At 43.6% G+C, this 14,178-nt stretch carries 8 protein-coding genes; all 8 read right to left on the reverse strand.

The annotated features are described in order from the left end of the window. Positions 1-6: 6 nt before the first annotated feature. The 8 genes from HMPREF2685_RS02920 to essC all read right to left on the reverse strand — a co-directional run bounded on the left by HMPREF2685_RS02920 (position 7) and on the right by essC (position 14,176). A complete protein-coding gene (locus HMPREF2685_RS02920; RefSeq protein WP_070465163.1) occupies positions 7-4,401 on the reverse strand; it encodes a PolC-type DNA polymerase III in 4,395 nt (1,464 codons plus the stop codon). A 199-nt stretch (positions 4,402-4,600) separates the two neighbouring features. Further along, positions 4,601-5,146 carry a DUF3592 domain-containing protein gene (locus HMPREF2685_RS02925; RefSeq protein ID WP_315940844.1) on the reverse strand — a complete coding sequence of 182 codons (546 nt, stop codon included), beginning with the start codon at positions 5,144-5,146 and terminating at the stop codon, positions 4,601-4,603. A gap of 3 nt (positions 5,147-5,149) precedes the next feature. Further along, positions 5,150-5,704 carry a hypothetical protein gene (locus HMPREF2685_RS02930; protein ID WP_070465167.1) on the reverse strand — a complete coding sequence of 185 codons (555 nt, stop codon included), beginning with the start codon at positions 5,702-5,704 and terminating at the stop codon, positions 5,150-5,152. A 272-nt stretch (positions 5,705-5,976) separates the two neighbouring features. Next, positions 5,977-6,366: a hypothetical protein gene (locus tag HMPREF2685_RS02935; RefSeq protein WP_024054637.1), complete on the reverse strand. Its 390-nt coding sequence runs from the start codon at positions 6,364-6,366 to the stop codon at positions 5,977-5,979. 21 nt (positions 6,367-6,387) lie between these two features. Beyond that, complete coding sequence (locus tag HMPREF2685_RS02940; RefSeq protein WP_024054636.1) at positions 6,388-7,320, reverse strand: hypothetical protein; 933 nt, start codon at positions 7,318-7,320, stop codon at positions 6,388-6,390. Positions 7,321-7,322: 2 nt separating this feature from the next. Continuing rightward, complete coding sequence (locus HMPREF2685_RS02945) at positions 7,323-9,383, reverse strand: tachykinin family protein (RefSeq protein WP_070465170.1); 2,061 nt, start codon at positions 9,381-9,383, stop codon at positions 7,323-7,325. A gap of 7 nt (positions 9,384-9,390) precedes the next feature. Further along, complete coding sequence (locus tag HMPREF2685_RS02950; protein ID WP_024054634.1) at positions 9,391-9,759, reverse strand: hypothetical protein; 369 nt, start codon at positions 9,757-9,759, stop codon at positions 9,391-9,393. A gap of 16 nt (positions 9,760-9,775) precedes the next feature. Continuing rightward, the gene (gene essC / locus HMPREF2685_RS02955; protein WP_070465175.1) at positions 9,776-14,176 is read right to left on the reverse strand and encodes a type VII secretion protein EssC; all 4,401 of its coding nucleotides are present in this window, start codon (positions 14,174-14,176) and stop codon (positions 9,776-9,778) included. Positions 14,177-14,178 lie beyond the last annotated feature (2 nt).

Consider the following 14,178-nt stretch of genomic DNA (forward strand, 5'->3'; position numbering starts at 1 on the left):
TTGTTTCTAGAACAAATCATCAAAGAGGCTGAGCTGGTTATCTTCTGGCATATTGCCAAGAATGCCCATCTCATCCATCTTTTCAACCAGGGTTGAGGAGACACCGCCGCGCTTGCGGAGCTCGGTCTTAGAGAGAAATTCTCCTTCTTCACGCACCCGCACGATCTGCTTGGCAACGTTCTCTCCCAGACCATCCATCGCGACAAATGGCGGAATGAGGGTGTCCCCATCGATCAAAAATTCTGTCGCCTGACTGCGATAGAGGTCTAGCTTGCCAAACTTGAAGCCCCGCTCCCACATCTCATTGACAATTTCAAGGGTCGTGTAGAGGTCGATCTCCACATTGGAAGCTTCGTTGTTCTTGCGTTTTTCAGCGATTTCTTTCATCCGAGCTTTCACGGCCTCAAGGCCTGCACCCATGGTCTTGATATCAAAGGCTTTGGCCCGAATCGAGAAGTAGGCACAGTAATAATAGAGAGGATGATGCACCTTAAAGTAGGCCACACGAAGGGCCATCATAACATAGGCCGCCGCATGGGCTTTGGGGAACATGTACTTGATCTTCCCACAGGACTCGATGTACCACTCAGGGACATTGTTTTCCTTCATGGCTTGGATGTAGCCATTGCGCTCTTCTTCTGAGATTTTGAGCCACATGCCTTTCCGCACGCGCTCCATGATGGTAAAGGCCGTCTTAGGCTCGAGCCCTGCGTGCATGAGGTAAACCATGATGTCGTCCCGACAGCCGATAACGGTCGATAGGTCGGCAATACCCGCCTTGATCAAGTCTTGGGCATTTCCCAACCACACGTCGGTACCATGAGACAGACCAGAGAGCTGCAAGAGCTCCGCAAAGGTCGTCGGATGGGTTTCATCCACCATGCCCCGAACGAAGTTGGTCCCAAACTCTGGGATCCCCAGCATACCAGTTGAAGTCCCGATTTGCTCCGGTGTGACCCCTAGGATATCGGTCCCAGAAAAGAGGGCCATGACACCTGGATCATCCATAGGGATATCGTTTGGATCGATGCCTGACAAGTCCTGGAGCTTGCGAATCATGGTCGGGTCATCGTGTCCCAGCACATCGAGCTTGAGGACGTTCTCATCGATATCGTGGAAGTTAAAGTGGGTGGTCTGCCATTCAGCTGACACATCATCTGCCGGATACTGGACCGGAGTAAAGTCATAGACATCCATATAGTTTGGAATAACAACGATTCCCCCCGGGTGCTGACCGGTCGTCCGTTTAACCCCAGCGGCACCGAGAGCTAAGCGCTCGACCTCGGCATCTCGGTAGTACTTGCCAAAATCACGCTCATAGCCCTTGACAAAGCCGTAGGCGGTCTTAGCTGCGACGGTACCTACCGTTCCTGCCCGGAAGGCATATTCTTCCCCAAATATATCCCGAACATCCAAGTGGGCGCTCGGCTGGTCTTCCCCAGAGAAGTTCAAATCGATATCGGGTACCTTGTCCCCATCAAAACCAAGGAAGGTCTCGAAGGGAATATCTTGGCCGTTTTTGCTGAGTTGGTGTCCACAGTTTGGACAGTCCTTATTGGGCATATCAAATCCTGATCCATAAGAACCATCCGTGATAAACTCACTGTATTGGCACTGGCTGCAGACATAGTGAGGCGAGAGCGGATTAACCTCTGTGATCCCGATCATAGTCGCCACAAAGCTGGATCCAACGGATCCACGCGATCCAACCAGGTAGCCCCGCTCATTGGAACGATGCACCAGCATTTGCGAGGCCAGATAAATCACAGCAAAGCCATTCCCCAAAATAGAGGTCAATTCCTTTTCAATCCGCAGATCGACAATATCAGGGAGCGGATTACCATAGATCTCAAAGGCTCGCTGATAGGTCAATTCCGCAACCGTTTCTTCGGCCTTGTCGATAAATGGCGTATAGAGGTCGCCCTTGACCACTTCAACTGGCTCAAAGGTCTCGGCTAGCGCATTGGTATTTTCAATAACAATCTTGCGCGCCAAGTCTTCTCCCAAAAAGGCGAATTCATCCAGCATTTCATTGGTGGTTCTGAAATGCGCTTTAGGAAGTGGCGCTGGCTGGGCATCTTCTCCGTGCCCAATGGTCCGGTTGATCATAGCCCCTTGACCGAGACTACGGACAATGATCTCCCGATAGATCTCATCTTCCGGCTCCAGATAGTGGACATTTCCTGTCGCAAGAACGGGCTTGCCGAGGCGATCTCCCACTTCGATCAAGCTCTTGATAATGGTCTGGAGCTCATCCATGTCCTTAACCTGCTCCTTGGCAATGAGAGGTGCGTAGATAGCCGGTGGCATCACCTCGATAAAGTCGTAGTACTTGGCCACTTCGACTGCCGCATCCACACCTTGCGACATGACGGCATCAAAGACTTCCCCTTCTGAGCAGGCCGATCCAAGGATCAAGCCCTCGCGGTGGGCATCCAGCACAGTCTTTGGAATCCGTGGGACTCCTTCGAAATACTTGGTCCCAGAAAGTGAAACCAGTTTAAACATGTTCTTAAGGCCAGTCTGATTTTTGACATAGAGGGTCGCATGCTTGACCCGCGCCTTCTTATAAGAATTCTCATCGATCAAATCGATATTCAGATCCTTAAGATTGGTCACCCCATGCTTTTCAGCGACATCTTTGATGAAGATAAAGAGCAGGCGCCCCGTTGCTTCCGCATCGTAGTTGGCCATGTGGTGGTGCTCCAAGCCTACTCCAAAGCGCTTGGTCAATGGCCCCAAACCATGCCGTTTAAAATCTGGATAGAGGTTGCGGGCAAATTCCAGGGTATCGATGACCGGCTGGGTGATCTTGGGAAGACCATGACGCTCATAGTTGGCATTCATGAAGCCCACGTCAAAGGTGGCATTGTGGGCGACAAGAACGGTTCCCTCACAGAAGGCCTGAAACTCCTTCAAGACCTGCACCAAGGGCTTAGCCCCCCGGACATGCTCATTGGTGATCCCTGTCAATTGGGTCGTAAAGGCAGACAGAGGATGGCCCGGATCGATAAATTCGTCAAACTCCTCAATGACATTGCCCTTGTACATCTTAGAAGCGGCAACCTGGATCAAGTCATTGTAAATGGCTGAAAGTCCCGTCGTTTCCACGTCAAAGACCACATAGGTCGCTTCATTGAGATCCAGATCCACCTCGTTATAGGTGATCGGCACCTTGTCCTCTACAATATTGGCTTCCATCCCATAGATCAGCTGGATCCCAGCCTTCTTGGCTGCTTTAAAGCCATGTGGGAAGCTCTGCACATTGCCATGATCGGTAATGGCCACCGCCTTGTGGCCCCACTCAGCTGCCTTGGCGATCAGCTCTTCGACTTCCGGCAGGGCATCCATAGTCGACATATTGGTATGGGCGTGGAATTCCACCCGGCGCTCACCCTCTGGCATCAGGTCCTTGCGGGCATAATGCACGACTTCCTGGATATCTTGGACATTCATGGTCAAGTCGCGCGTGAAATTGTTCATTTCGATATTTCCCCGCACCCGGAGCCAGCTGTTCTTCTTGATCATGTCAAACTTCTGAGCTTCTTCCTCATTTTTGACCCATTTCTGAAGGGAAAAACTCGAGGTATAGTCGGTCATCTTAAAGCTGATCAAGACCCGACCGGTTCGTGTCACCTTGTGCTCCACGTCAAAGACCACACCCTCAAAGACAATCCGATTCTCTTCTGTTGTGATCTCGATCATCGGAGTGATCTCAGCCTTGTCTAGCTTAGGTTTAGCCGCAGCCTTCTTAGCCTTGAAATCAAAGGCTGGCTTTTCTTCAACCGCTGGTGGCGGAGCCATCTGGGCCAAGGATTCCATAGCCCGCAAGGTCTCTTCATTGGCTGCTTGGAAGATCTTTTCATTTTCCTGCTCAAAGCGCGCCACTTCCTGCTCTGTCAACTCCTCATCAGACTCCACCCGACAGGTGAAATGCGGAAAACCAAAGGCTTCCAACTGCTTGGCAAGATTGGGCAAATGATTCTTACGAAAATGCTCCGTATCAACCGAAGAAGGCCCTGAGATGATCAATTCCTGCCCTTCCGCACGCACCTGCAAGTCTTGGTAAAGTCCCTTAAATCCTTGACTAGCACAAGGTCCATCCTCAAAGACCTCCCGATAGTAGGCCTGCAATAAATCATCAGAAAAGTCCTGATTGGCCACTTGGATGGTAAAGGTCGCTTGGTTTCCCGTCTTTGAAAATTCGTCCTTCAAGCGCTGGCTCAATTCCTTAAACAAAGCAATGGGCAAGACTTCCGCAAAGGCAAAGCGGAACTCCCAGACCCGACTAACCTTATGCACCACGACTTCTTGAATCTCCGCATGCAAAAAGGCACTGGAAGATCGCATCTCCAGCGGCATATCCAGCTGATCCATTAAAATTTCAAAGGTGTTGGACATTGTTTCTCCCTTGATCTTGATTCTTTTGCTCGCTTTTGAGTAGCCCGCATCTAAGCAAAAACAGACCGTTCAAAAACATTCGTAACCCTTATTTTATCACAATTTAAGGATTAATTCGAGGGAGAAGTGAAGACAAAGAAATCACCGATAGGTTGGTGATTTCTCTTCATGTTTCATTTATTCAGTTAGGGCTGATCCATCATTTATACTTCATCCCCATGATGATGGCCACAACTGCTAAAATCGGCAATAATATCAACATCCAGATTCCAATCCACATTTCCCTCTTATAAAATTTATCTAGCCCACTATAGCGTTCAACGTATGATTCTTTTGGACAAGCTGGATTATACCAGACCGTCATGCTCGATCCCAATGGAAAAGCATCTTGAAAAAGATTGCCCTTGGAGACTGTAGAATTGGTGTAGATAGTTATCCTTTGCGCCATCAAATCGATGTCGCTAGCCGCTTGATTCGTTTTCCAAGGAAGTGTTGCCCGCATCACCCAATAATATTTCAGGCTATTTCGATAGGTCTGACCATCCACTCTATATTCTACAATCGGAGCCGCTACAATTTGTGCCCTCTTATAGCCAATTACCACTCCCTCAACGCTCTTTGACGAGAGGGTCTTAATCCTAACTTCTCTTCTATAAAAATATCCAAAAAAGAGTACTTCAAATAAAGGAAATCCAATAACAGCCACAGCAATGACTAGAAGTATTCTGATATCGGGCATACCCATCACCTACTTCATCATCAGATCTGACATACTAAGACTCATCTTCGTTCCATCTGTTATACTTTCGACAATTGATTGTTGCTCCTTAGTCAAAGGAAGCAAAAAGATCGTTGCCGATTGCGTTGGTAATGTGCCATTTTCAGAAATACTATACTCAACTAACTGATTTTGATATATAGATTGTCCATCATAACTCCAATTGAGCTTATATTCTGCATCATGATCAATATTCGTTGTCGTTTTGTTGACCAACATAAATACTACATATTCTTGTTGGTTCAAAGTATAGGTACTCCCTGTATAATACAAAGTGATCTCACCTTGCTTGCCAGCCTCCGGATGCTCTTTAACTAACTTCTTCCCTAGTTCGATCAAGTCAGATGTTTTTCCTTCATACTGAGGTGCCACTACAAATTTCAACCCCTGTTCCTCTTTAGCAGACGAGGAGGCTTTTGTAGTTTGCTCAGTTTTCTTTGCAGTCGCCTCCTTGACCTCTTTTTTCGGCTGAGCACAAGCTGTTAATACAAACACACTCGCCAGTAATACCATCATCTTTTTCATGGATCATTTCCCTTCTTTTATAATTGAGTTAGATTCAAAAACATTTTCTACTATCATACCGGAAATTAGTTTGAAGAGCAAGTTCGTCACTAGGTGGAGAGAGCTGAGGGGATGAAAAAAGAGAGAACCTGTGTACTGACACCAAAAGTTTGATTTTTTCTGTCTAACTTTTTGATCGCAGTTCATATTTGGTTCTCCCAATTTATAAACGACTTCCTCATTAAAATAAAATCAGCTATAAACAATAAATTTTCTCAAATACAATAAGACACTTATGGATATTGAACTTTTTTCTTAGATTTTGTTGTTTCTTGTTTTTTCTCTGCATTTTGACGTTTTTCTTCTTCTGACTGCATTTGCTTGGTCGACTTCCCATTTGAAAATGATTCACTTATATTATTTTTAATCGCTTCAGCTAAATCGCCATCCACTCTATCAAAAGCATCCGCTATTGAATTTAAATACTGATCAAGATTTTCCACAGTATCACTCAAATCAGTAATCATTTGTTTAATGGAGCTTGTTGCTGCTGATAATTTTTCTGTTGCATCTGATTCTATCAAGTCAGAGGACTTATCTGATAAATGTTCATCCGCAACCTTAAAACTTGCTTTAACTCCTTTTATATGTTCTGAGCTAATTCGTTTAGTACCTGTTCCCATTTTATCTCCTTTCTTATTTAACTATTGAATCCTTGTATCTTGTAAAATGTCACTACCTTCTGGTATAAGAGGAGATAAATGATTTAAAATTTCTTTTGGACTTCGATCGCTATTAAAAGTTGGATAATAAGCGCTATTATTTTCTTTTAAAATTTTGTAAGCCTTCGGATATTCTTTCTGAATTGGTAGATCTTTACTTTGTTCAAATAATTCTTTTTTGATGTTTACAGTATTATAGTTTAAATCAAGACCATAATGTAATAATTCATCTCCTGGTAAAGAATCCCCTTGGTAATTTTCATTGATTGAAGAATATAATCCCTCTAATTTTTTGCTTTCCTTCTGATAATCAATGAATTTACCCGTTTCCAAATCTAAATAATATGGTTTAATTTCTGTCTTAGAGACCGGAATACCATTTACCTTTTTTTCTGTACTCTTTTGAATATTGACAGACAACACTTCCTTTCCGCTAGGTAGTGTATTTAAAGATGGACCAACTGTACTTAATCCCCAGCCTTCACCTTTTTCTCGAAGCCATTTTAATACATCAACCTCTTTCTTTTTTAAAGTTTGATCTTTTGTATCATAGATTAATAAACGATAGGTACTTCCACCTTTTTTGCGCGACATCGTTTTAAAATTCTCTCTAATGATAAAACGTTTACCTGCCATGATAACATCATTGTTATGATATTCAACTTTACTTTGTGGATCGTTCTTAAGGTGCTTACGAATTTGTTTATCTTCTTCCGGATCTTTACTAACCCACTTTGCTACGATACCCTTATCTCCTAGAAATTCATAATCACCAATTTCGTAGTCACCACTATAAGTGTACACATTATTGTAATAATCTTCTTTTTCTTGTTTATCTTGGTAGTATTTATAGACAAAAAATCCTAAAATTGCGACAAAAATCGTTGAAAGTATTGCAAACTTTTTAAAAGTCATACTTATCTCTCCTTGTATTCAAATTTCTCATCTAGGTATAAAATATACCTTTCTACGCCTCTGTTTCCCGTACTTTCATTCTGCGGAATGATAGCATTTAAAGCATTTGTAAGTTTATCTATTTCCTCTTGCTTCATATCTGTTATTTTTTTATCAGATACTCCCATAAGATAGTTCTTGGTATCATTATCAACTTTAACTTCGTTCTTTTTAATTTGGTTTTCTATCCACTGTTCCGGAGTTAAACCATTGCGAGTAGCTTCTGGAATTTTTTCTTCTACATAGCCTTTCATACCTCTATCGTCCATTTCTTCCGCTCGAAGAGTTGCATTAAAGTCATAGTAAACAGAAGAGTCTGTATAAGTATCTTTATTCGATTTGAGATACCAAGTCCCTTTTTTCAAATACTCACCTATGCTTTTTTGTTGATTACTTAATTCCTCTTTTGACAGTTTCTCTATCTTACTACTAAACTCAAAATGGTCTTTAGCAATGTTACCAATAACCTTCAGTGCATTCTTCCCGTATTTATTTGGAATATAATCACTAAGTGATTTAATACCATCCGATTTCTCCTTGTCATCTCCAGCAAACGATCCTAAAAGCTCCATGACTGTTCCAGAACCAGGAATAAGACTATTTAATAAGCCTTGCCCAATAGCTTTACCCATTTCTTTCTGAAATTCTTCCAACGCTTCTTTTCGAGCTTTCTTAAGTTTAGATGCCCTTTCTTGATTATAGATCAAATTTGCACCTGCTCCAGCCATTGTACTACTATTATAATTTTCCGTTGTTGTAGTGGCAGTCATAATTTGATCTACTTTGACCATTCCCAAAACATTTTTATGTATTACATGTTTAAAATCTGTTTTTACAGAGAAAGAAATTCCATCACTTGTTATTTGTATGTCTTTCATTTGTTTGTTGGTCATTTTAGTTTCTGGCTCAGTGTATTCACCATAATTTAATCTTTCTATATCTTCTCCGATACCAATTAAATTAATAGACTGCATCAAACCAATGAAATCATTCACGTTATTTAATCGATTCTGATCTCTACCAATTTTAGAATCATTCGGATTTTCTGAATGGTTCTTTTTCATATTTCCAATTAGAAACCAAGCTTCTCTATCACCGGCTTCTATCATTGAAGTTGTAAACTGAGATACAGTGTCAATCGACTCACTCCCCATCGCATCTACTAGATGATTTAATTTTTTTACTGCTAGTTTATCTCCATTTTTCCCACGCACTATCCAATCCGTAACTTCTGCGGAAAGTACATTATATGTACCACCACTAATCCCCTCAGGTCGTTGCTTCATTATTTTTCCAGGAGATTCACTAAGGATATCTTTTACTACTGTTGCATCAACATCGCTTGACATAGAATCAAGATAATACATTTTATCCTTCGTTAAAATTTTATGGCTAATACTATCCAAAATAAAATCTGCAGGCATCCTTAAAATCGACTTTGCATGATTGACTTCTATTTGAAGCAGATTTATTGTCTTCGTTATTTCATCCAACCCCTGTACAAATGTTTTGTGTGCTCCTTCGATCGCATCATGTGTATTTGATCTATTCGTAGACTCAGTTAATAATTCTTGCTGTGCTGTTGTTTGGATAGGGGTCAAATTTATACTATCAATTTCTAATAATCTTGTGGCAGTATCCAACGCAGGTTGCAATTTAGACTTGACATCTTCAACAGCAGTTGACTGATCACCTGTCAAAGTCTGTGTTACAGTATTTTTCCCGCTTTCTGAAGTCCAAGCTTTGACATCAAATCCAGCATCCCTAATAGTTGAACTAAACGTGATATTGAGTGTAGAATATTTTTCTAACTCTTCAGGTACTTTATGAAAAACTTTTTCTTGTAAAATGTTTAATTTTTTGTAAAAAGCTTCTAACGCATCTAATTCTGAATTATTTTTTTTAATAGAAAACTTTCTTTCTGTATCACTAACAGCAACTGAATATGATTTTGAAAATTCTGAAATAGACTTTCCAAAATCATCTATACCAGGTAAATTATGTATCTTGATAATGTCACTCATAAAACTATCACTCCTTCGCCATATCTATAAGTATAGATAATGTATTCATTGACGTTCTACATGCAGCAGCCTCAAAGCCAAGAAATAATATTTTAGCATTGAGTTCCCCTGCAATATCTTCTTTATATTTTGAAAATTTCTCCGAAGCTATCTTTACAGTTGTTTGTTCTGCTTCTGTTTCATTTTTATATGCTGTTCCAGCCAAATTATAATTATTTTTTATATTTTCATGATTTTTAAGAATATAATCTACTGTAGTTGAAACATTATTTAAATTCTTTAAAGCTTCTGATAACTCAGCGATTTTTGCATTTAATGCATTACTCTTAGCACTAATTTCATTATACTGTTGGATTAATTCAGATTTATTTCCCATTACATCTCCTATAATATTACGATATCAAAACCTTGATTATTCTTAGTTGATTATCAACTACATAATAATGTAATTGTTTTTCTAACACTCCTTCTCTTAGTGGCTTATTGACTGCATTCAACATAGTTTGATCATTAAATCTAATTGCTAAGAAAGCTTGTTTATATGCTCTTACTTGTTTCGAAGCTGAATCAATATTGCGACTTATAGAAGCCGAAGTCATAACAACAACACCGTATCCAACCTTCAAACCTTTTTCCAATAAGTACGTCAAGTAGTCAATACCATTTTGTGTTAACTCCTGCAGTAGATCAATCATATTATATATAATAATAGTAGCATCATGAGAAAACAACTGTTTCTCCAATCTCTCATCAATACGCTTATTCATATCTTTAAGAGATTCTAGAACTTCCTCAGCCGATGAAAAGACAAATAAATTATCTGCATTTGGTAGTTTATGATACTTCGGCGCCAACACAATCACCTTCTGCTTGCTACGAGCAATTTGTTTGACGAATTGAGTCATCTGCTCTTCTTTGTCTGTCAGATAGAGAAGGTTGCCTTTCTTGAGATCCCATGTCACCGGCTCAACCGTCTCCAGATCCAATCCGAGTGGTACCTTTCCTTCATTCAGTAAAGCTGCTACATCCTCACGGCCGTAGAAGGCTGCTTCTGTCAACTCATCTGGGACCATTGGGATGCCTGCTGGGGTGCGGCCTGTCCACATTTCTTTGAGGCTTTGGACTTGATCACGGAGATTGTTGATGATTTGGATATCATTGTCTCCTGCGACTGGTAGAGCGAATTGGACGACATCGACTTCGTCACGCTTCATGAGGGCGCGTCCCTTGATGTCTTCCATGGTAGCCGCAAGTGGGGTTGCTCCCACGATACCGCGGATTTCAGAGATATCATTTTGTGGCAAGGTCAGCTGGTGCTTGAAGTTGGAATAGAGCTGAGCCCGTAGGTTGTTCTGACGGCTAGCTGTGATGATCAAGTGCACACCGATGCTGAGACCTTCACGAGAGATCCGCATGAAGAGCTTGAAGAGGTCTGTCTCATAAGGCTCGTCCTTCATAGACTCATAGCTATCCATGAGGATGACCATGGTTGGCTCTTGCTTACCGGTCACTTCACGGTAGAGGGCGATGGTGCCGACCCCATGCTCAGAGAGGAGCTTCTTACGACGATCCAACTCGCGGTTGATGATCCGGATGAATTTCTGGATTTTCTCCGTCTGATCGAGCAGCAGGCTATCGGCCACATGTGGCAATTGGCTCAAGGGTGCTAGACCGTTAGTTCCGAAATCAAGCAGATACATGGTCAGATTTTCTGGACTCTGCTTGCGGGCCAGATCCATTGCGGCTGTCTGTAGGAAAGTCGTCTTTCCTGTACCTGGACTTCCGTAAAGGAGGATATTGCCATCTTTTGACAGATCGATGGCGACAGCTTCTTGCTTTTGCGCTTGCGGGATATCGGCGACCCCGATCAGGACGCTTGGAGCTGTCCGTTTTTGCCAAGCCTCGATCGGCACGACCTTGTCCAACTCATCCAGCGTGATCCGCTCTTTAAGCGGTGGCAACCATGGTTGGGCCACAGCTGCGATGCCTTCTTGTTGGTGCAAGTGGTTGATTTCTTGCACGATGACATCCAGCTCTGTCGGCACTTCCTTGATTTCTTCTGCCATATCCAGACCGGAGAGGTCTTGGTTGAGGACTTCGTATTGGCCCAGTTCATTGATCAAGTAGATGGTATGGTCTTCGATCCCTAGCTGGTCCTTCTCAGGCTGATAGTCTGCACCTGACCAAGCGGTTTGGAAGAGTTCATAGACTTCGTTGTTCCCGACTTGGAGGTAGGCACGACCAGTCTGAGTGATCTCAGCCGCATCTGCCGTCCGCAGCATCTCCATCGAGTCTCCACGGTCAGCTACCTTGAGGGCTAGCTTGAAGCGAGAGTTGGACCAGATCTGGTCATCCACGACCCCAGAAGGTTTTTGCGTCGCAAGGATCAAGTGTACCCCGAGGGAACGCCCGACACGCGCGATAGAGACCAATTCCTTAATGAAGTCTGGCTGGTTGACCTTAAGTTCGGCGAACTCATCACTGATCAAGAAGAGGTGAGGAAGCGGTTCGGTCGCTTCACCGAGTTTAAATTTCTTTTGGTATTGGTTGATATGGTTGACCCCATATTGACCAAAGAGGCGCTCCCGACGATGGATCTCCGCATTGATAGAGGCTAGGGCCCGCATGGACTGGGCACCATCCAAGTTGGTGATGGTCCCAAGCAAGTGAGGCAGATCCTTGAAGAGATTGGCCATTCCCCCACCCTTGTAGTCGATGAGGAGGAAAGCCACATCATGTGGGTGGAAGTTGACGGCAAGGCTCAGGATATAAGACTGAATAGTCTCAGACTTACCAGAACCAGTTGTCCCTGCGATCAAACCGTGTGGTCCATGAGCTTTTTCATGAAGATTGAGGTAAACCAAATCGTCCTTCCCGCGCAGACCGATCGGCACGGCCAAACTTTGGTAAGGGGCATGGCTCTCCCAACGACTCAAGACCTTGAGATCATTGAAAGTTTCCGCTTGATACATTTCAAGGAAGGTCACTGAGTCTGGAATCGAGCTCTTAAGCTGTTGGATATGCTTGAGGGGGGCAAGGCCACGCGAGATGGCTTCCTTGTCATAACCTTCAGGGAAGTGGTCCAATTGGAAGTCGAGCTCGCGAAGAACCCCTTCTTGCAAGAGCAATTGCCCTTGGTTGCGGTCCTTGATGGAGATAACGGTTTGGATATTCTCAGAAAGAGATGAGAGCACGTCTGCCACATAGATGATGGAGCAGCCCAGCTCTGTCGGATCCTCACGGAAGAACTCCATGATGACATGGTCCAAAATCAAGGTCTCATCGGTGATGAGCACCACATAGTGAGGGTGGAAGATCTTGGTGTCATTGGCTTTTTCTTCCTCTTTTTGCGCCTTGCGGAGCTTGAGGATTTGGTTGAGACTATTTAAGACCTGATCGCGTGTCCGCTGATTGTAGACAAAGCTACGGACATTCATGTCTTGCAAGGTCGCATGAGGCAACCAGCGCATCCAATCCCAGCTTTCTTTTTCCTCTTCTGGAATGATCGGAATAATAGTCAGATCATGGTAAGAGTGAAAGACAGCCAATTGGGCAACCAGGAGTTGCAGCTGCTCGAGCACGATAGGACGAGGGCCGACATAGCCAACCGGTCCCCGATTGAGGCTGGCTACAATCGGAAGATTGTCGATCTTTTGATGCGCTTGGAAAAGGGCATAGCCTTCTTCTTCCAAGGCATCTTTCTTCCCACTGCGTTCTTCCTGACCATATTTGAGCTCATAGCTGGTTGGGACCTTGCCCAAGCCCAAACGATAGGCCAAAAAGTCAAGATGAAGCGGTGTTTTTTCGTAGATCCGCGAGTCATAGCGTTTGACCATCTTAGTCAAGTCTGCAATCGCTGGGAAATGGTAAAACATGCCTTCTCGTTGCTTCCGAGAGAGCTGTTCCAAGTCCTTGGCCTTGTCCTTGAGATAGAGATGGTAGAGCTCCACGCGCTCTTTCTTGTCTTCTTTATATTTCTTACGATTCTTGAAAAATCCTTGTACCGAAAAGATCACACTGACCACAGACATGGATACCGTCGCGATGATATAGAGACCCCGCGGTTGGAAAATAGTGATCAAGAGGGTCACCCCAACCATGATGAGGGGTGGCATGATCAACTTCAAGAGTTCATCGGATGGTTTTTGAGGCTCCGCACCCGGAGGATTGATCAAGATCTTGTCTTCCGAACTCCGGTAGATGATCCGCGGAGACCGGTGGTACTCTGGGTAGTCCTTGTAGAAGTCGTAACGCGAATGCAAGCGAGGCACCAGATAAGGACTTACTTCAACAGTTCCTTCCACGCCAAATTCTTCTGGATAGAGCTTAAAGGTCACATCCCCAATGGCAAGCTCATCCCCAAAGGCCAGTGGAAAAGTCGCTTCACTGACGAGTTTATGGTTATGGTAGAGTTTTCCGGATAAGAGCTGGCAAGTCCAAGTCTGCTCTTTTTTCACAAGAAGAAAGCGTACTGGATAGTGCAAGCGCACATCCGCACCCTTTTCATCTGCTACTAGAATTTCTTCCTTGTCTAACAGTTCATAGGTATGGACTTCTCCTGTCGCCAAGTAGCAGACTACATCCCCAAGGATCTTGCTATTTTCAAGCACACCCTTGTCTTCACCATACTGGTAGAAGATTTCTCCTTGACTCCATTGGAAATGAAGGGGATTTTCTTGCGAAGCCAGGGTCAACTGAGCTGTTTCTTGATTCGATACGGTGGCTGTCTTTCCCTCTTCTAGCGCTAGCTCATAGCGAAAACCTTTTTTATAGAGTATGATACGTTTTTTCATAG

It is taken from the genome of Streptococcus sp. HMSC074F05 (assembly GCF_001808725.1).
GTDB lineage: Bacteria > Bacillota > Bacilli > Lactobacillales > Streptococcaceae > Streptococcus > Streptococcus parasanguinis_I.

What these genes read in the sequence shown, in the direction of transcription:
- HMPREF2685_RS02920 (WP_070465163.1), bottom strand. Translation starts at nt 4,401, where the DNA reads ATGTCCAACACCTTTGAAATTTTAATGGATCAGCTGGATATGCCGCTG.
- HMPREF2685_RS02925 (WP_315940844.1), bottom strand. Translation starts at nt 5,146, where the DNA reads ATGGGTATGCCCGATATCAGAATACTTCTAGTCATTGCTGTGGCTGTT.
- HMPREF2685_RS02930 (WP_070465167.1), bottom strand. Translation starts at nt 5,704, where the DNA reads ATGAAAAAGATGATGGTATTACTGGCGAGTGTGTTTGTATTAACAGCT.
- HMPREF2685_RS02935 (WP_024054637.1), bottom strand. Translation starts at nt 6,366, where the DNA reads ATGGGAACAGGTACTAAACGAATTAGCTCAGAACATATAAAAGGAGTT.
- HMPREF2685_RS02940 (WP_024054636.1), bottom strand. Translation starts at nt 7,320, where the DNA reads ATGACTTTTAAAAAGTTTGCAATACTTTCAACGATTTTTGTCGCAATT.
- HMPREF2685_RS02945 (WP_070465170.1), bottom strand. Translation starts at nt 9,383, where the DNA reads ATGAGTGACATTATCAAGATACATAATTTACCTGGTATAGATGATTTT.
- HMPREF2685_RS02950 (WP_024054634.1), bottom strand. Translation starts at nt 9,759, where the DNA reads ATGGGAAATAAATCTGAATTAATCCAACAGTATAATGAAATTAGTGCT.
- essC (WP_070465175.1), bottom strand. Translation starts at nt 14,176, where the DNA reads ATGAAAAAACGTATCATACTCTATAAAAAAGGTTTTCGCTATGAGCTA.